Source organism: Rufibacter ruber, from assembly GCF_014138425.1.
Taxonomy (GTDB): Bacteria; Bacteroidota; Bacteroidia; order Cytophagales; family Hymenobacteraceae; genus Nibribacter; species Nibribacter ruber_C.
The window spans coordinates 114590-131673 of the sequence record NZ_JACJIQ010000016.1 but is presented as its reverse complement, the minus strand read 5'-3'; the positions used below and the strand labels follow the sequence as shown (position 1 = coordinate 131673).

12 protein-coding genes and 1 pseudogene are annotated in these 17084 nt (G+C 49.7%); 9 read left to right on the top strand and 4 right to left on the bottom strand.

Annotated features, from left to right (window positions below):
• Positions 1–233: hypothetical protein (locus FHS90_RS22310; protein ID WP_220483101.1), on the bottom strand; the 233-nt coding region annotated here is incomplete at its 3' end.
• On the opposite strand from FHS90_RS22310, the gene pruA reads away from it, so the two are divergent.
• Positions 221–1852, top strand: coding sequence for an L-glutamate gamma-semialdehyde dehydrogenase (pruA, locus tag FHS90_RS17375; protein WP_182513980.1), 1632 nt, complete (start codon positions 221–223; stop codon positions 1850–1852). The two genes, FHS90_RS22310 and pruA, sit on opposite strands and share 13 nt — an antisense overlap.
• 280 nt (positions 1853–2132) lie before the next feature.
• Here the strand turns inward: pruA and FHS90_RS17370 are convergent, their stop codons facing one another.
• Positions 2133–3377 (bottom strand): N-acetylmuramoyl-L-alanine amidase, encoded by a 1245-nt coding sequence (locus tag FHS90_RS17370; protein ID WP_182513979.1) that lies wholly within the window; start codon positions 3375–3377, stop codon positions 2133–2135.
• Between the two features lie 560 nt (positions 3378–3937).
• Here FHS90_RS17370 and FHS90_RS17365 point away from each other — a divergent pair.
• The 7 genes and pseudogenes from FHS90_RS17365 to FHS90_RS22890 all read left to right on the top strand — a co-directional run bounded on the left by FHS90_RS17365 (position 3938) and on the right by FHS90_RS22890 (position 13218).
• Complete coding sequence (locus FHS90_RS17365; RefSeq protein WP_182513978.1) at positions 3938–5119, top strand: copper amine oxidase; 1182 nt, start codon at positions 3938–3940, stop codon at positions 5117–5119.
• Between the two features lie 51 nt (positions 5120–5170).
• Complete coding sequence (locus tag FHS90_RS17360) at positions 5171–6289, top strand: SGNH/GDSL hydrolase family protein (RefSeq protein WP_182513977.1); 1119 nt, start codon at positions 5171–5173, stop codon at positions 6287–6289.
• A gap of 102 nt (positions 6290–6391) precedes the next feature.
• A complete protein-coding gene (locus tag FHS90_RS17355) occupies positions 6392–7090 on the top strand; it encodes an SGNH/GDSL hydrolase family protein (protein ID WP_182513976.1) in 699 nt (232 codons plus the stop codon).
• A 7-nt stretch (positions 7091–7097) separates the two neighbouring features.
• Positions 7098–9398 carry a beta-N-acetylhexosaminidase gene (locus FHS90_RS17350; RefSeq protein WP_246387141.1) on the top strand — a complete coding sequence of 767 codons (2301 nt, stop codon included), beginning with the start codon at positions 7098–7100 and terminating at the stop codon, positions 9396–9398.
• Positions 9399–9416: 18 nt separating this feature from the next.
• Positions 9417–11270 (top strand): family 10 glycosylhydrolase, encoded by a 1854-nt coding sequence (locus FHS90_RS17345; protein WP_182513974.1) that lies wholly within the window; start codon positions 9417–9419, stop codon positions 11268–11270.
• Between the two features lie 283 nt (positions 11271–11553).
• Positions 11554–12450: pseudogene (locus tag FHS90_RS22895) on the top strand (phosphodiester glycosidase family protein); the annotation flags it as partial.
• Between the two features lie 39 nt (positions 12451–12489).
• The gene (locus FHS90_RS22890; protein ID WP_377047770.1) at positions 12490–13218 is read left to right on the top strand and encodes a golvesin C-terminal-like domain-containing protein; all 729 of its coding nucleotides are present in this window, start codon (positions 12490–12492) and stop codon (positions 13216–13218) included.
• 51 nt (positions 13219–13269) lie between these two features.
• Here FHS90_RS22890 and FHS90_RS17335 read toward each other — a convergent pair whose 3' ends face one another.
• Together FHS90_RS17335 and FHS90_RS17330 are read right to left on the bottom strand one after the other, a co-directional pair.
• Entirely contained in the window at positions 13270–13623 is a 354-nt protein-coding gene (locus FHS90_RS17335; RefSeq protein WP_182513972.1) for a hypothetical protein, read from the bottom strand.
• Positions 13624–13706: 83 nt separating this feature from the next.
• A complete protein-coding gene (locus tag FHS90_RS17330; RefSeq protein WP_066836410.1) occupies positions 13707–14939 on the bottom strand; it encodes an ROK family transcriptional regulator in 1233 nt (410 codons plus the stop codon).
• 310 nt (positions 14940–15249) lie between these two features.
• Between FHS90_RS17330 and FHS90_RS17325 the strand changes: the two genes are divergently transcribed.
• Positions 15250–17025, top strand: coding sequence for an FAD-dependent oxidoreductase (locus tag FHS90_RS17325; protein WP_246387139.1), 1776 nt, complete (start codon positions 15250–15252; stop codon positions 17023–17025).
• Positions 17026–17084: the final 59 nt, after the last annotated feature.

Here is a 17084-nt window from a genome sequence, read left to right as displayed (position 1 = left end):
CCTTTCCTTCTGTGGGGGGGTTGGGCTTTGATTTTTTTTTTTTTCTTTGTTTTGTTTCCCAATATAATTTTTTCGGGTGTTTTTGGGCGTTTTTCCCCAAAAACCGCCAAAAACCGCACGTCGGCGTTATAGAAACGGAGCCTAGCGCCTGTTAGCCTTTTCCCCATGAAAGCCTTACCTTTGCTCACCTGATTTATTTTGACATCTAACCTACATTCATATGGCCAACGCATTTTTTAATGTTCCTATTCCGGTGAACGAGCCGGTGAAGGGCTATGCCCCGGGCAGCAAAGAAAGAGCAGAACTGCAGCAAGCATATAATGCGCTGCGGGAGCAGCAGCTGGATATTCCCATGTACATTGGCGGCCAGGAGGTTCGCACTGAGAACAAGCAGCCCTTCACCCCCCCGCATGACCACCAGCGCGTGATAGCCCATTACCATTACGGTGATGCCAGCCACGTGCAGCAGGCCATTGATGCCGCGTTGGCCGCGCGTGAGCAGTGGGCGAACATGCCGTGGGAAAGCCGCGCCGCCATCTTCCTGAAAGCCGCTGACCTGTTGGCCGGTCCGTTCAGGGCCAGGATGAACGCCGCTACCATGCTGGGTCAGTCAAAAAACGCGTTTCAGGCCGAGATTGACGCCGCCTGTGAGCTGATTGACTTCTTTAGGTTCAACGTGAAGTACATGACTGAGATCTACAAGCTGCAGCCTGAGTCTCTGCCCGGCATGTGGAACCGCCTGGAGCACCGCGGGCTGGAAGGCTTCATCTTCGCCCTCACGCCGTTCAACTTCACCTCTATTGCCGCCAACCTGCCTGCCGCACCGGCCATGATGGGCAACGTGGTGGTATGGAAGCCCGCTAACACCCAGATTTACAGCGCTAAGGTCATCATGGATCTGTTCAAAGCCGCGGGCTTGCCAGACGGTGTGATCAACCTGGTGTACGTAGACGGTCCGGTGGCTGGAGACGTGATCTTCAAGAACCGCCATTTTGCGGGAATCCATTTCACGGGCAGCACGGGCGTGTTCAACCAGATCTGGAAAACCATTGGCGAGCACATCAACACCTACCGCAACTACCCGCGCATTGTGGGCGAAACCGGCGGGAAAGACTTTATTGTAGCGCACAAATCCGCGAACGCCAAAGAAGTGGCCGTGGCCATTAGCCGGGGCGCGTTTGAGTTTCAGGGGCAGAAATGCTCGGCGGCCTCGCGTGCGTACATTCCCAGCAACCTCTGGGAAGACGTGAAGCAATATGTGGTGGAAGACCTGAAATCGTTCAAGATGGGTGACCCCGAAGACTTCAGCAACTTCATTAACGCCGTGATTGACGAAAAGAGCTTTGACAAACTGGCCCGCTACATTGACGCCGCCAAAAAAGATGATTCTGTGGAGATTATCGCCGGCGGCGGATATGACAAGAGCAAAGGCTATTTCATTGAGCCTACCATTATTGTGGCGCAGGATCCTAACTACGTGACCATGTGTGACGAATTGTTCGGGCCGGTGCTCACGCTGCACGTCTATGAGGCAGACCAGTTTGAGGAGACGCTGAAAATTGTAGATGAGACGTCACCGTACGGTTTAACGGGGGCTATCTTCGCCAATGACCGTTACGCTATTGAGTTGGCTACCAAGAGGCTGAGTCACTCGGCGGGGAACTTCTACATCAATGACAAGCCCACGGGTGCCGTGGTGGGGCAACAGCCTTTCGGCGGAAGCCGCGCCTCCGGGACCAATGACAAAGCCGGTTCTATGCTGAACCTGCTGCGCTGGACCACCGCCCGTACCATTAAGGAGACGTTTGTGCCCCCGGTTGACTACCGCTACCCGTTCCTGCAGCAGGACTAACCTGTTTCTGGCTTACTTTTCAGAAAACAGCCCTAAAACGAGAGACCGTTTTAGGGCTGTTTTGTTTTGGGGCTGTTTTCAGGAAAATAGGTCAGAAACAGGGTGGGAATTTCAGGACAAGTTCAGGCTTTTCTTTTGGGTGCTGCCAGAACGGTCCCAAAGCCGACAACTGCCTCAGTTTTTATGGTCTTCGCGGCGTTGCTCTTACCCTATTCTAAAAAGGTATAGTAGGCCTCACGCTCATGGTATTCACCTGCAGAATCAAAATGAAGACAGGCTCTTAGTTAATTACTACCCGCCGTACTACTTTCCCAAAGTCAGGGGTCTGGAATTGGAAGACGTACACGCCTACTGTTAAATCCTGGGTGGAGATGTCCTGGCTGACTTTAGAGGATGTAGTGCGCACCAGTTTTCCGCCAAGGGTATAAATGGCAAGGGTTGACCAGGCAAACTGGGCTTTAATGACAGTGCCCGCTGCCGGGTTAGGGTAAAGGGCGGCCTGGCTGTCCAGCCCTAGCTCTGCCACCCCGGTGGTTAAGGGGCAGATGGAGCTTGCCTGGCTTCTGATTTCGGCCATTTTAGTGTACAGCATGTTGCCGGGGCAAGAGGTGTACCCGGGGCGGCAGCCATCACGGTGGCCCAGCACATTGGGCATCTGTTGTTTTACGCCGTAATCAGAAGGGCCAATGAGGTGCTCTGTGGTGCCAAAGATATCTATGTTGTCTTTCTGGGTTTTCCATTTAATGATCTTGTAGAGTGACTCCATGGCCTTCTGGGTGGGTAGAATGCTGGTGTAATCCCCTAGAAGGCAAATTCCCATGGCGTTAGAGTTGTTTGAGCAAAGATGGGCGCCAAAGACATAATCATTATCAAAAGACCCTGTGGGGTTGTCACGGCCCTGAAAGATGGTGCCGTCTGGGGCAATGAGGTAGTTGTAGCCAATGTCGCTCCAGCCGTTGGTATTTCTGTGGTAGAGGTAAATGTTCCGGACTTCCCGAAAGTAATCTGTGGCGGTGTTTGAGCCGGCGGCATGGTGAACGGCCACGTGCTTGGTTTGGGTGAAGGAGCGGGTATAGGTAGGGGCGGCAAGGCCCAACCGCCAAACAGAAGTGGGCACTACCTCAAAGGCACAATCTCCCGAGCCCTCGCGCAGGGCCGTCTTCTTTCTGTTGGCAGCCTTCACGGTGCCGGCTTTGATAAAGAAGAACTGCATAGAGCCACCGGTGCTGCTAAAGAAGGCAATGTTTTCTGTTTCTTTCTCAATTGAAACCAACGCAGATTGATCTGCGTGCGGGTCTGTCTTCACCCACAAGGTGTCTGCGCCCTGTAGAAAATAGGCGCCTTGCAGGGAGCAGTCTTCGCATTTTATACCAATGGCGGTAGCGTTTTTCAAGGGAAACTGGTACTGCTGCCCGGCAAACACAGAAACCAGGGTGTCTTGAACATCGTTTTCCTGAGCCAACCCCGTGCGGGTGAGGCAGAGCAGGAGAAGCCAGAAGAAAGTGGAACGGTAGAGTTTTGTCATACAAGGGGGCGTGAAAGGATAACTATTTGAATTAAATGGATTAAGAGTAAGTAAATTACAGTTTTTTTGATTTGACCCATAGACCTTCAGAAAAATAAATATAAACTGGGTGCAGCCCTTTAAAAGGATGGATTATGGAAGGGAGAAGATGGCGGCTGGGGTCCATCACACAGACAACCTGCTTCTGTAGTAAGAAAACGGTGCCGGTGCCTGAGAGCCTCCTCTTGTAAGGTGTCTAATGTCAATGCGTTCTTCTGGCCTCCAGCCAATTAATGAAGCTAGATTTTTTAAGCTGAATCTGGAGAGGGTTGTTCAGCCTTAGCAGGCTTGGTCAGGAAGTCAGGCAGCAAGACGGGTTATAATTGAGTGAGTTAAATAAATTAAAAAGAGAAAATACATTTTAATATTTTTTAATAATAAAAAGTATTCTCTATATTTAACCAAACAAACACGTGCAGGCAAGATAGAAGCTAGAGCTGATTTCTCAATTACAAGAGGTAAGGCTCTGGTGCTTGGGCATTCAATGTGTCTTGCTGTCTCTGCTCTTTAAAACTTTCAACATGAAAAAACGCTCCCTCCTGATTCTGGCCTTCTTTGGGTGTGCCTCCCTGCTGGCGAAGGCACAAACACTTTCCCCTGAACTGAACCAAGTGCTGTTGAAAAGCAAGCAAGGCGCTGTGATTGAGCTGCCAGGCTTTCTAGGTAAGCAGTATGCGCCCGTTGAGTATCAGAAAATAGTGCTGCCCGGCCCTCAGTACCTGATCTCTGATGACCCTGAGTACATCAGGGTGCCAGAGGCCGTGGCGTTCAGAGAGGCAGTGCAGCCGGGATCTGTCAGGCTGTATGTGTATAACGTGAATGGGGTAAAGGAGCCGCAGAAAATTGACCGTAAGATCACCGCTGTCATTAAGAATACTGGTACCAGCGTGATGCACCTCCGCATGCTGAAGTACTCCTCCCAGCCGCCCAGTACTAACTATTTTAAAATAGGGAAAGAAGGCCTGGCAGATTATTTCGCCTCTAAAGGCGACAGCAAAATCAGAACCATTAAGCCCGGCGAAGCCATCACCATTGATGAGAAACTGGAGAAGAATGTGGTGAAGTATGATGAGTTGGTACACGGCTTCTATGAGTTTGTAATAGACCAACCCGGTGAGGTGAGCGTGCTGCAGACAGACTTGAAAACCTCTGGCCCGCAAGCACTCAAAAGAATAACGAATGTCCTGCCTCCTAAATCACAAAGCGGTGCGGGCCGCGGGGTATTTGGGGTGAGCAATTATCAGGTGATTGCCAGTAACGTCATAGACACAAAGAATGGACCGGCCGAGTTGATTGTGGCAGATGGCGTTAAAGACCCATGGGTTACCGGGCATGAGAGCACCACCGGGCACATTGCCAGGCTGGCCGGTAACTACGGAGTCATGTATGAGGTAGAGCTCAAGTGGAAAAGCTCTGACGGGAAGGGCCTGGCCCTGGTGACCTGGAACTCCCGGGCAGATGACAACAAATGGTGCGGTGGTATGGCTGCCACCATGGTGATGGATAAAGGAAAGTTTGAGGGCGGTATTGTGCAGTTGCCCAGCGACCGCTTAACCACCAAGCGAGCCCCAGAGGCAATTTTGATTCAGGTGTTTCCGCCTGCGGCAAATGGCGAGGAGCAAACCATCAGGTTTACGTATTCTCCGCCCGGGGCGTCTTGCCTGCCTACTCCTTTGATTTTTGTACCAGTAGATATGAAGTAGCCCTGAACTATGCACGTTTTTAATATAAACACTACCGCTTCTGGAAAGCTGATGGCCTTCTTACTGGTCTTTCTGCTTGCCTTTTCTATGACTGAGGGAGGGCCGCTGAAACGTGGGGCCAAGGGTTCTGCTCCCGCCGCCCTGCCTGCCGCAGAGAAGACAGACTGGCATGATGTGCAGAAGCTTTCTTTAAAGGGGCTGGGGTGGGAAGAACTGCACCAGTCCTACACCCGGCTTCCTGCTAAAGCCGAAACCATGGTCACGGCACCCGTCTGGAAGCTTTCTAAGCATTCTGCCGGGGTTTACGTGCAGTTTAAAACGAATTCTAAGAGTATCAAGGTGCGCTGGAACGTGCGGGCCAATAACAGCTTTAACCACATGGCCCCCACCGCGGTGAAAGGGGTGGATCTCTACGCCAAAAACGGCCAGGAGTGGAAATGGGTAGGGGTTGGAAAACCTTCTGGTAAAGCCAACGAGGAGGTGATTGCGAGCAGCATGCCTGCCGCAGACCGGGAGTTTATGCTGTATTTGCCTTTATATGACGGGGTTGATACGGTTTCTATTGGGGTAGAGGCGGGCGCCACTATGCAAGATGTGAACCCAGAGAAAGAAAAACCTCTGGTGTTTTACGGTACTTCTATAGTGCAGGGCGCCTGTGCCTCGCGGGCGGGCATGGCGTATCCGGCTATTATTGGCCGCACGCTGCACCAGGAGGTTGTCAACCTGGGCTTCTCCGGGAACGGAAAGATGGATGTGGAGTTAGCCCATCTCTTAGCCGAGATAGATGCCAACATGTATGTACTGGACTGTATGCCCAATATGACGCCAGAGGAGGTAGAACCCAAGGTGGTTGAATTTGTGAAGGTGCTGCGGGAGAAAAAACCAGGAGTGCCCATTGTGGTGGTAGAGAACATCAACTATGCCCATAGCTGGATAGATACCCGCGTAGCCGGGTTGGTGAAGTCTAAAAACCAGCATCTGAAGAATGCCTATAAAACCTTAACCGCCTCAGGCATCAAGAATCTGCACTATGTTTCTAACCAGAACCTGGCTTTGGCATCAGGGGAAGGCACCGTTGACGGAATCCATCTTACAGATCTGGGCTTTGTGCAAATAGCCTGTGAGCTTACCAAAGAGATTAAAAAGGTAGAGAAGAAAACCAAGCGGTAAGCTCTGTCCTCAGGTAGCACCATCATGGGAAAGCTGTTTCTGGCCTGTTTTTTAGAAAACAGGCCAGAAACAGCCTTCCCTTTATCCTAATCAAAACCAATTATGAATTTGAAACCAGTAAGCCATCGCTTCACCGGCCTTTTATGGGGAATACTGATCACTTTTTTCTGTGGCTCTGTTTCTCCTGTTCTGGCGCAGAAACCAGACAACCCCACCATTTGGGAAAAAGAGATCATGGCGTTTGAGAAGAGCGACAGCCTGAAGATGCCGCCCCCCGGAGGAATCCTGTTTGTTGGAAGCTCTTCTGTGAGAGGCTGGCGCAGCGTGGGGCAGGACTTCCCTGATAAACCTGTGCTCAACAGAGGGTTTGGAGGCTCCAGAATAGGGGATGCTGTTTATTATTTTGACCGGATCATTAAAAAGTACCAGCCCAGGCAAATTTTCTTTTACGCAGGTGACAATGACATTGCCAGCGGGAAGAATGCAGACATGACGTTTGAGAAGTTCAAGGCCTTCGCCAAAAAAGTGAGGGACGAGCTGCCAAAGACAGAACTGGTGTATTTGTCTATCAAACCCAGCCCAGCCCGCTGGAGCATGTACCCTGAATCAGAAAAAGCCAACAAGAAGATAAAACGGTATGCCTGGTGGCACAGAAAGGTCAAGTTTGTAGATGTCTCCACGCCTATGCTGGGTCCTGACGGCAAGCCCAGGCCAGAGCTCTACATTGGAGATGGCATTCATATGACGCCGGCTGGCTATAAGCTTTGGGTAGAGATTGTTAAACCGTATTTGGCAAAGTAAGGAACGTATGCAGGTAATCAGGAGGAAGTGGGTGCGCAGTCCTTATTGGTTGGCGGCATGCCTGTTGCTGTTTTTTAGCGGTTGTGCCCCCCAGACTTCATCTGTGCCCGCAGGGGCTGCACAAAGTCTGGCGCTGATCCCGCTTCCCGCCAAGGTTGTCAAAAGGAACGAAGCTTTCTTGGTCAATGGTAAAACCGCTGTAGTGGTAGAGACCACTTTGCCAGAGGTGAACCAGATAGCAGACTATCTGACCAGTGTTTTGGGGCAACAGCTGGGAAAGGAATTGCCACTAAAACGGCAGGGGCAAAGGGGCAGGGGCAATTACATAGCGCTCCGCCTGAACCCAGATCTGGAGGTAGGCCCTGAAGCCTACAAGATCCAAATTACCAGGGGAAAGGTAGAATGTGTGGCGAAAACCCCTGCAGGTTTGTTTTGGGCGGCGCAGACCCTTCGGCAACTCACTTACCTACATGCACCGGCAAACCAAATATGGCTGCCGGGGGGAGAAATACAAGATGAACCTGCCTATAAGTGGAGGGGCCTGCTGCTGGATGTAAGCCGGCACTTTATGTCTAAAGAGTTTATCAAGCGGTACATTGACCTGCTTGCTTTATACAAACTCAACCAGCTGCACTTGCACCTCACAGATGACCAGGGCTGGCGTATTGAAATTAAAAAATACCCAGCCTTGACCCAAAAGGGTGCCTGGCGTACTGAGCCCAACGGCACGCAGCATGGCGGCTTCTATACGCAGGCAGATATCAGGGAAATTGTAGCGTATGCCAGGGCCAGATACATCACGGTTGTTCCTGAAATAGATGCCCCTGGCCATGTGCAGGCGGCGTTGGCCGCTTACCCTGAATTATCCTGTACCGGTGGTCCTTTTGAAGTAGCCACTGCCGCCGGCGTGCATCCAGACATCTTGTGTGCCGGGAATGAGAAAACGTATGCGTTCCTGAAAGATGTGCTGACAGAGGTAGCAGCTTTGTTTCCGGGGCAATATCTGCACATAGGGGGAGATGAGGCACCCAAAGAACGCTGGCGGGTTTGTGCTAAATGCCAGGGGCGGATAAGGGCTGAAAACTTGCCTGATGAAGAAGCTCTGCAAGGGTATTTTACCAAACGGGTTTCAGATATGCTAACCAACCTGCACAAAGTGCCCGTTGCCTGGGACGAGGTGTTGAAAGGTGGTGCCCCGTCAGGCACGCGTGTACAGGTGTGGCACGGGCAAAAGCAACTGAAAGAAGCTTTGCAGTTAGGCTTGCCTGCCATCACCTCTTTCCGGAGTTTTTTTTATTTCGATTTAAACAGTGGGATCACCAACCTGGAGAAAGTGTACCAGGCTCCTGTTTCCCCTTCAACCTTGTCTAAGGAAGAGCAGCGGCTGCTGCTAGGGGCAGAAGCCGCGCTCTGGACGGAAGGTGTGCCACAAGAGCGGGTAGATGAAATGGTATTCCCCAGGCTGCTGGCGTTTTCTGAAAACGTGTGGCACGGGAAAACTACCCAGCCAGATCTCTTTGCTGATTTTCACCGCAGGCTGCAACAGCACTACCCGTACCTTGATAAGGTTGGAGTAGACTATGGTTTTGAGACCTGGCCGGTCCAGTTTGTTCCCACCTATACCCCAGCTTCCCAGACTTTTGCCCTTTCACTGCAGCCAGGCCTGCAGAATGTAAGCCTGTATTATTCGCTTAATGGTTCAGAGCCAACCCTGAGCTCCCAAAAATATGAGGGGAACCCCATTCTGTTCTCTACCTCTACTACCGTGAAAGTTGCTCCTTATAAAAATGGAAAGAAACTGGGGGAAACCGCCAAGGCTTCTTTTGAAAAACATCTGGCCCTTTATAAGAGAGCAGGCTTGAAATACGGCTACCATCCTGTGTATGCGGCAGGAGGGGAAATGGCCCTCACAGATGGAATATTGGGGGGCGAAGACTACAGGAAAGGCTTTTGGCAGGGGGTGGAAAAGGAAAATTTAGAAGCTACTCTAGATCTTGAGAAAGAGATTCCATTACAGGAAATCTCTATTGCCTTTCTGCAGGATGTCAACTCCTGGATCTTCTTGCCCACCAAGGTTGCCTTCTATGTGGCGGGGTCTGATCAGGTTTTTAAAGAAGTGCCTGTAGCTACTGCCGGTCAGTCAGGAAAAACAGAAAAGCCGTACCGCCTTGTCTTCTCAGCCCAAGGAAAGGGGAAACCGGTGCGGTATGTAAAAGTAGTAGCAGTGAATAGGCGTGTCTGCCCACCCGGCCACCCTGGTGCAGGGGGCGCCGCTTATATTATGGCAGATGAACTGATTGTAAAATAAATGCAAAGAGCTACACTATTGAATAAGACGAGAGCCTGTATAGCCGCTCTGTTGGTTCTGGTCTCACAGCACGTAGTGCAGGCGCAGGAATTGCGCGGTACGTGGCTCGCCAGGACCTCTTTTACCAGCAAGGCGAAGCTAGCCAGCCAGATGGACAGCCTGGCGGCGGCAAATTTCAATGTGGTGTATGTAAACGTCTGGAGCAGGGGGTACCCGCTTTGGCAGAGTGAGGTCTTTAAGCAGCATACAGGTATTTCTATTGATCCTGCTTACGCCAATAGGGATATTCTGGCAGAAGCCATTGCCGAGGGGCATAGGGTAGGGCTGCACGTGGAGGCATGGTTTGAATATGGGTTTGTAGGTGGGTATAATCCCGCAGGGGCAGGATCTAAGGGCCCTGTTTTTGATGCCCACCCCGCCTGGGTGGCCCAAACGCAAAGTGGGGTTGAAAAAGACGGAAGTAATTTTTACTGGATGGTACACAGCCACCCCGAAGTGCAGAAGTTCCTGATTGACCTGGCGACAGAAGTAGTAAACAACTACGATGTTGATGGTGTTGAGATGGACCGGATCAGGTACTCAAGCAAGGAGTATGGGTATGACCCCTTCACCGTAGATCTGTACAAACGTGAGCACAGCGGGGCAGCGCCTCCGTCTGACGTGGCAGAACCCGCCTGGACGCAGTGGCGAGCCCAAAAGCTGAATGTATTTGTGGCCAACCTCTATGATGCGCTAAAGGCTGCAAACCCCCAGGTGAATGTCTCCAGTGCTCCCAGCCAAATGGGGGCGTCTACCTATACGGCGTATGAGAATTTGTTGCAAGACTGGAAGTGGTGGATCTCTAACCGCAAAGTAGATAATCTGCAAATGCAAAGCTATACGTCTAGCCTTACAGCTTTTCAGAGCTGGAATACCTATACCAAGCGCTCGGTGGCCAATTATGAGCAGATTTATCCGTCTTTTGCTGCCAGCCCGGGGAGTACCAAATTGACAGGTGCTCAATTGGTAGACTACATCAACAGCACCAATGAGTTAGGTTTTAAAGGAGCAGCCATCTGGTTCTATGATGATCTGGTGGGCACGTTTAAGTATCTGAAGCAGACCAGATACGCTGCCCCTAGCCATCCTCCTTATGCTTCTGCAGACTGGCGGGCCCATAAAGCTGTTGCCCTTCATACAGATACAGATAATGTTATTAAAACCGGGGCATGGGCGCCCAGTTCAATAGAAGGGTACAATGGCAGGAGTGTCTACGGAGGGGCATCTGGGAACTTATCTATAGAGTATTTTCTAAACGTTCCTGCAGAGGCATTTTATGAAGTGTATGTTTTCAATACTCCGGCCAATAACAGAACTGCGAGTGCAGAGTTTCAGGTGTTTGATTCAAAGGGCACGGTAACGGTCAAGACTGTGAACCAAACCAATGCCCTCATGGCTGGTTGGGTTAAACTCGGTGACTTTTATCTGACCGCAGGCAGAAAGAGAGTAGTAAAACTCACAAATACTAATCTTGCCGCAGACCAGTACCTGAGTGCAGATGCCGTCATGATTGTCAGGAACCGGAAACTGGACCATGAGACTGCCCCTCCGCTAGGAGTAAGGGAAGGAGGTATTGTTGAAAGAGAGGTGCTGGTTATGCCCCATCCTATCACTGGTTCTTTCACAGTCCGGTTGCCAAACCGTTTTCCCCACAAGCTTCTGTCACTTACTCTTGTAAACACCACTGGCAAAGCAGTGTATAAAAGATATTTCTCAGAAGGGGCGGCGGCAAATAGTATTGCTATTTCAGATTTGAAAGCCGCAGCTGGGGTTTACCTGATGCTGGTAGAGACAGAGGCAGGATACAAAAAAGTAAAGGTTGTGGTTCACTAGCAACCCTCCCCAACCTACCTTCTACTCTTCATAATATCCCCTTTTAGATTCTGTTTTCGGCCTGTTTTTCAGAAAACAGACCAAAAACAGAAGTCGGTCTGAGTGAGTGTAACCTGTTTAAGCAAGTTTTTCAACCTGTAAACAGGCCCTACCCGCAAATCTTTGTTTGTTCAGCCAGTCAAACAGCAGAATCTTAAATAAATTATTTATTACCAATTGTTTTGAAATTAATTTAATAAAGTTAGTTTTAAATAAAATTATTGTTAATAAGTTACTGCCTGCTATGACAAAACAATTACAAGCTTTTAAAATTCTTTTGATGGTGCTTCCTGCGCTTGTGGTGCTACCACAGCTGGCAGAGGCTCAACAACTAACATGGTCTAAACCTGCCGCTCTAAATGCGGGTTTGCCCTCTTCTGTAGAGGTTTTTACTACTGCCTCACCCATTGCGGCGGGGGTTCCCATGAAGGCCTACTATACGGTGGCTGATCTTTCAGATCCTAAACTTGAGCTGAAAACGGAGTATGGCGGCGGTACTGCCTCAAAAACCACCTCAGATTTTATGGCGGCCCAACGTGAACCAGCGTATGTGGGGATCAACGGCGGCTTTTTTGCCGGGAACACCTCTTTGAGCCTTGTTGTACAGGAAGGATCTGTGCTTGCACCAAATGTAAAATCGTTCAACAGGGACTATAACGGGGCTTCTACCCCTTATTTTACAACCAGAGGTGCTTTTGGGGTGTTCCCAAATAATGACCTGGATGTCACCTGGGTCTATAATGTAGGTTCTGCAAATACAACCTATAGTTATCCGGCTCCTAGTCCCAATGCCCTGGGTTCTGCTCCCCAACCTCAGCCAACTGCTGATTTTCCGGCGGGAGGGCAGGTGTGGAACCCTAAAATAGCCATAGGCGGGGCACCTGTACTGGTGCAGAACGGGGTGAAAAATATTACAGATGCAGCTGAGATGATTGTAGTGGATAACACCTCCCGCAGGGCCCGGACAGCTATTGGGTACACCGCTACCAAAAAGATGATTATGCTGGTGGTAGAAGGAGGCAACCCTGGGGTAAGTGCAGGGGTGACCTTAAGTGAGCTGGCAGATATCATGGTAAGCCTTGGGGCGGTAGAGGCGCTTAACCTTGACGGTGGCGGCTCTTCTACCATGGTGGTGAAAGGGCAGCTTACCATACAGCCATCTGACGGGACAGAACGGGCAATGCCAACGTCCCTTATCTTAAAGCAGCGGGCACCGGAGCCCATCATTTATGACACAGAGATGACCAACATTTTCCAGGCAAGAAACGGTTGGACTGAGACCGGGAACGCTGGGTATTATGGGCCCTCTAAAGCCAAGATTGTGCCCACCGGTATTGGGAATAGAATTGCCAGTTATACTTTCAAAGATCTGGAACCAGGGCGGTATGAGGTCTATGCGTGGTGGGTGGCTTCAACCAACAGGGCGAAAGATACTCCCTATACCATTTACCGGGAAGGGGTGGCCCAGCCAGTGGTCAAAGTAGATCAGACCATTAATGGTTCAGCGTTTAACCTGGTAGGGACGTATGATCTGAAGCCGAATGATTCATTGGTGGTAACTAATCTGGCAACTGCAGGTACTGCTACCACTTATGTGACCATTGATGCTATCAAGCTTCAGAAAGTGGGCGGGGTCACTGGTTCTAAAAAAGCACTGGCAGAGATAGAAAGAACTGTGCAGGCCTACCCGGTGCCAACAGATGGGGTGCTGTATTTAAGTTATCCTGATGTGATTGCGAAGAAATCTACTTTGCGGGTGATCAGTATGGTAGGTAAGGTTGTACTGCAAACCAGGACCTTGGCAAGTAATTCAGTCAGATTAGACCTTTCAGCTGTGCCTGCTGGGGTTTATATGGTCCTGCTTGAAACACCAGAGGGGAACGTTTTGCGAAGGGTGATCAAGAGGTAGTTGAATGACTTTCTATATGCCTAGAGGGCCGGCACCAAGAATTTAACCTAGTTAAATCCTTGGTGCCGGCCCTCTAGGCATATAGAAGCTGCTTTCTGTTTTCGGGCTGTTTTCTGGAAAACAGCCCGAAAACAGAAAGCAAGAACGTGAAAAAATCACATCCCATCTATAGGCAGTTTCAAGAACCCTAAACAGCTCAGTTATAATGTATTCAACTGTGATGGTAATGGCGGTTTTAGTGCTGCCGGGAAAAGGTGGCAACATCCCGATTTTAAAATGCCGCCATTTCTGTTTTCGGCCTGTTTTCCAAAAAACAGGCCGAAAACAGAAAGCATGAACTTGCGGAGCCCCTCTATTTAAAAAAGCACCGCTTCTTTTTCTATTTGTTGGCAAAAGCAAAGCCATGCTCAGAAAAAGCAGTTTCAGCAGTATCAAGAAGTAGATGCAAGGGGCATCTGTTCTATACTTTGGTCAACCCAGACTATCTGCTAAATATGCTCTAAGGCTAACAATCTGTGGCGTACCAGGAGACATGCCCCAATAACGCCAGATTCCTCACCTAAATTTGACACCTTTAACTGCGTGTCATTGTTTACCAAACTCAAGGAGTATTTATTAATGGCGCTCTTGATAGGGAGCAGAATGTATTCTTCTGTTGAAGAGAGGCTTCCTCCTAAAATCACCAGTTCTGGGTTGAAAATGTTAATGAGCAGGGCAATTCCTCTGCCTATTTTCTCACCAACTTTAGCAATCAGTTCAATGGCCAGCACATCATCATTCTGGGCGGCCTCTATAATGTCTTCCAGTTTTAGATCTTCTGGCTTAAAGCCTTCCCGTGCAATAAGGGTGGTGGCGCCAGCCTGAATTCTCTCTTTAAACATTTCAATAAGCGCCCACCCTGATCCTTCGGTTTCCAGACACCCTTTTTTGCCGCACTTGCAAATAATCTCGTTCTGGAACAGGGGCATGTGGCCAAATTCACCAGAATAGCCTGATTTGCCATAATAAAGCTGGCCATTGATCATGACCCCCATGCCTAGACCGTAATCCAGGTTCAAAAAGAGCACGTCTTTTTCATTGTTCACTACGCCAGAGCAGAACTCGCCGTAGGCCATGGCCCGGGAGTCGTTTTCCAGAAAGACTTTGATGCCCACCTGTGACTCTATGACTTGGCTTAACGGGTCTTCATAGAAGTGGAAAAAGCTGTAGCTGTAGCCTTTAGAATAGTTGATCCGCCCTGTAAGGTTAATGCCAATGCCTAAAATCTTTTCTTTGGGGATTGGGAGCTTTTTTATAAAGTCATTGATGATCTGGCAAAGCTCCTGCAGAGATTCCTCATTGTTGCTAAGGCGGTAGGCGTACTTCTCAATGCTGCTGACCAGGTTCTTCTGGAAATCAGTAAGACCAATATTGATATGGTTTCTTTTCACATCAATCCCTAAAAAGAAGCCAGAATCTGGGGCAAGGCCATAGACATTGGGCTTTCTGCCGCCGGTAGAGTCTATTTTGCCGTGGTCACGTACCAAACCATCCTGTATCAGGTCCCCAAGCAGGCTGGTGATCTTGGGTATGCTTAGATTTAGCTCCTTCCCCAGTTCTGCAATGGTGGCATTACCGGTGTTCGCAAAGTAAGAGATAACCTTCTTCTTGAGGTTTACATTTTTGTATGCCACCCCAGTAGGACTATTGCTGTTAATTTCCTCAAAGAAAGTTTTTGTCATATTAGATAATATAGTGGATAGATCATATTATATAAGAATGCTACTTTTTAGCTCTTCAAAAAGGAAGCAGCAGAACCAAGAGATAATATTAATAATTTCTCCCCAGCTTTTACTTTGTTTTTATCAACACCGTAAAAAAACGGCCACTTAATAAAGAATTTTAATAAGTTATTTTAGGTTAATAATTTTTATTACTACTTTAGAGGAGAAATAAAAATGCATCATGTTTTCAAACAGGTTAACCATACTTCTAGCATCTTTACTGTGCTTTCTGGGCTCCCCAGCAGCCTTTGCTCAGGTTAAAACAGATTTGTTGATCATTGGTGGGGGTGCCAGTGGCACAACCGCGGGAGTGCAGGCCGCCAGAATGGGGGCCAAAGTTCTTATTGTGGAGGAAACCGAGTGGCTGGGCGGCATGCTGACGGCCGCAGGGGTAGCCGCCATTGATGGCAACCACCAGATGCCGTCTGGGTTATGGGGGGAGTTCCGGCAGAAACTGTACAACTATTATGGCGGCCCGGCGGCGGTAGAGACAGGATGGGTAAGTAATACCCTGTTTGAGCCCAGCATAGGGAACAGAATGCTTAAAGAGTTGGCCAATGAGAAGAACCTTACCATCTGGTACAACACCACCTGGCAAGATGTGAAGAAAAAAGGGGCGGGGTGGACGGTTACCGTGAAAAACGGTAAGAAAACCCGTACCATAGAAGCGAAATTAATCATTGACGCCACAGAGTTGGGTGATGTGATGGCCAAAGCCGGAGCCAAATATGACATTGGCATGGACAGCAGGCAGGAGACCGGTGAGGAGTTTGCCCCGGAGCAGGCCAATGACATCATTCAAGACATGACGTATGTAGTGGTTTTGAAAGAATACCCTAAGGGCGTAGACAAGACCATTAAGAAACCGGCGGGGTACAACCCTAAAGAATTTGACTGCGCCTGTGACGTGTCTGACCCCGCCGCTGACGGCGGCCCCAACAACAACTGCCTCCAGATGATGGGCTACGGCAAGCTGCCCAATGGCAAGTACATGATCAACTGGCCTAAATGCGGGAATGATATTTACCTGAATATTATTGAGAAAACACCTGCAGAGCGGGCAGAGGCTTTAAAAGAAGCCAAGCTGCACACCTTGCGCTTTGTGTATTATCTGCAGACAGAGCTCGGGTTCAGGAATTTTGGCATAGCCCAAGATGAGTTCCCTACCAAAGATGATTTCCCTATGATTCCGTACCACCGTGAGTCTAGGAGGGTAAAAGGCTTGGCGCAATTCGCCCTGCAGCATGTCGCAAAGCCCTATGACCAGAAAGAGGCGTATTACCGTACTGGCGTAGCCGTTGGGGATTATACCATTGACCACCATCACCTCAAGAACCCCAATGCCCCCGCCATTGACTTTGTGAAAATCAAGGTGCCTTCTTACAATGTGCCCTTGGGATCGTTGATTCCGCAGGGGGTAGAGGGGCTGATAGTAGCCGAGAAAAGCATTGGGGTGACCAACATAGTGAACGGGGCTACCCGTCTGCAGCCGGTAGTGCTGGGTATTGGCCAGGCGGCTGGCGCATTGGCGGCCGTGGCGCTCAAAAACAACGTGCAGCCTAAAGATGTGAACATACGCGAGGTGCAGCAGGCCCTGTTAGATTCTAAAGCCTACCTTATGCCGTACATTGACGTGAAGCCGCAGGATCCCCATTTTGCTGCCCTGCAACGCATAGGCGCCACCGGCATCTTAAAAGGAACCGGGCTGCCGTACAAATGGGCGAACCAAACGTGGTTCTATCCAGAGCGCCCCGTGAGCGAATACGAACTGGTATCTGGCCTTAAGCCTTATTATGAAGCCTTGAAAACCTTTCAGGCCTCAGGTGCCAATCTTACCCTCAAGTTTCTGGGCGAAATTCTGGGTACAGTGAATTCCGCTGTCACTTATGACAAAGTAGCCGCTGAATACGGTGCCTTGCAACTAAACAGAGCTGCATCACCTGAGCTTGAGTTAAACCGCCGCGAGGCTGCGTTGCTGGTAGACCGTCTCTTAAACCCGTTTGCCGTGAAAATCAATTTTGACGGTCAACCTGTAGGGCAATAACTCTTTTATTAATCACCACAATCCTTTTCTCACGCCAAACTAAAAAAATGATGGTAAAC

Excerpts from the sequence above, each read along its gene's own strand:
- pruA (WP_182513980.1), top strand. The coding sequence starts at position 221 with ATGGCCAACGCATTTTTTAATGTTCCTATTCCGGTGAACGAGCCGGTG.
- FHS90_RS17370 (WP_182513979.1), bottom strand. The coding sequence starts at position 3,377 with ATGACAAAACTCTACCGTTCCACTTTCTTCTGGCTTCTCCTGCTCTGC.
- FHS90_RS17365 (WP_182513978.1), top strand. The coding sequence starts at position 3,938 with ATGAAAAAACGCTCCCTCCTGATTCTGGCCTTCTTTGGGTGTGCCTCC.
- FHS90_RS17360 (WP_182513977.1), top strand. The coding sequence starts at position 5,171 with ATGGCCTTCTTACTGGTCTTTCTGCTTGCCTTTTCTATGACTGAGGGA.
- FHS90_RS17355 (WP_182513976.1), top strand. The coding sequence starts at position 6,392 with ATGAATTTGAAACCAGTAAGCCATCGCTTCACCGGCCTTTTATGGGGA.
- FHS90_RS17350 (WP_246387141.1), top strand. The coding sequence starts at position 7,098 with ATGCAGGTAATCAGGAGGAAGTGGGTGCGCAGTCCTTATTGGTTGGCG.
- FHS90_RS22890 (WP_377047770.1), top strand. The coding sequence starts at position 12,490 with ATGCCAACGTCCCTTATCTTAAAGCAGCGGGCACCGGAGCCCATCATT.
- FHS90_RS17335 (WP_182513972.1), bottom strand. The coding sequence starts at position 13,623 with ATGGCTTTGCTTTTGCCAACAAATAGAAAAAGAAGCGGTGCTTTTTTA.
- FHS90_RS17330 (WP_066836410.1), bottom strand. The coding sequence starts at position 14,939 with ATGACAAAAACTTTCTTTGAGGAAATTAACAGCAATAGTCCTACTGGG.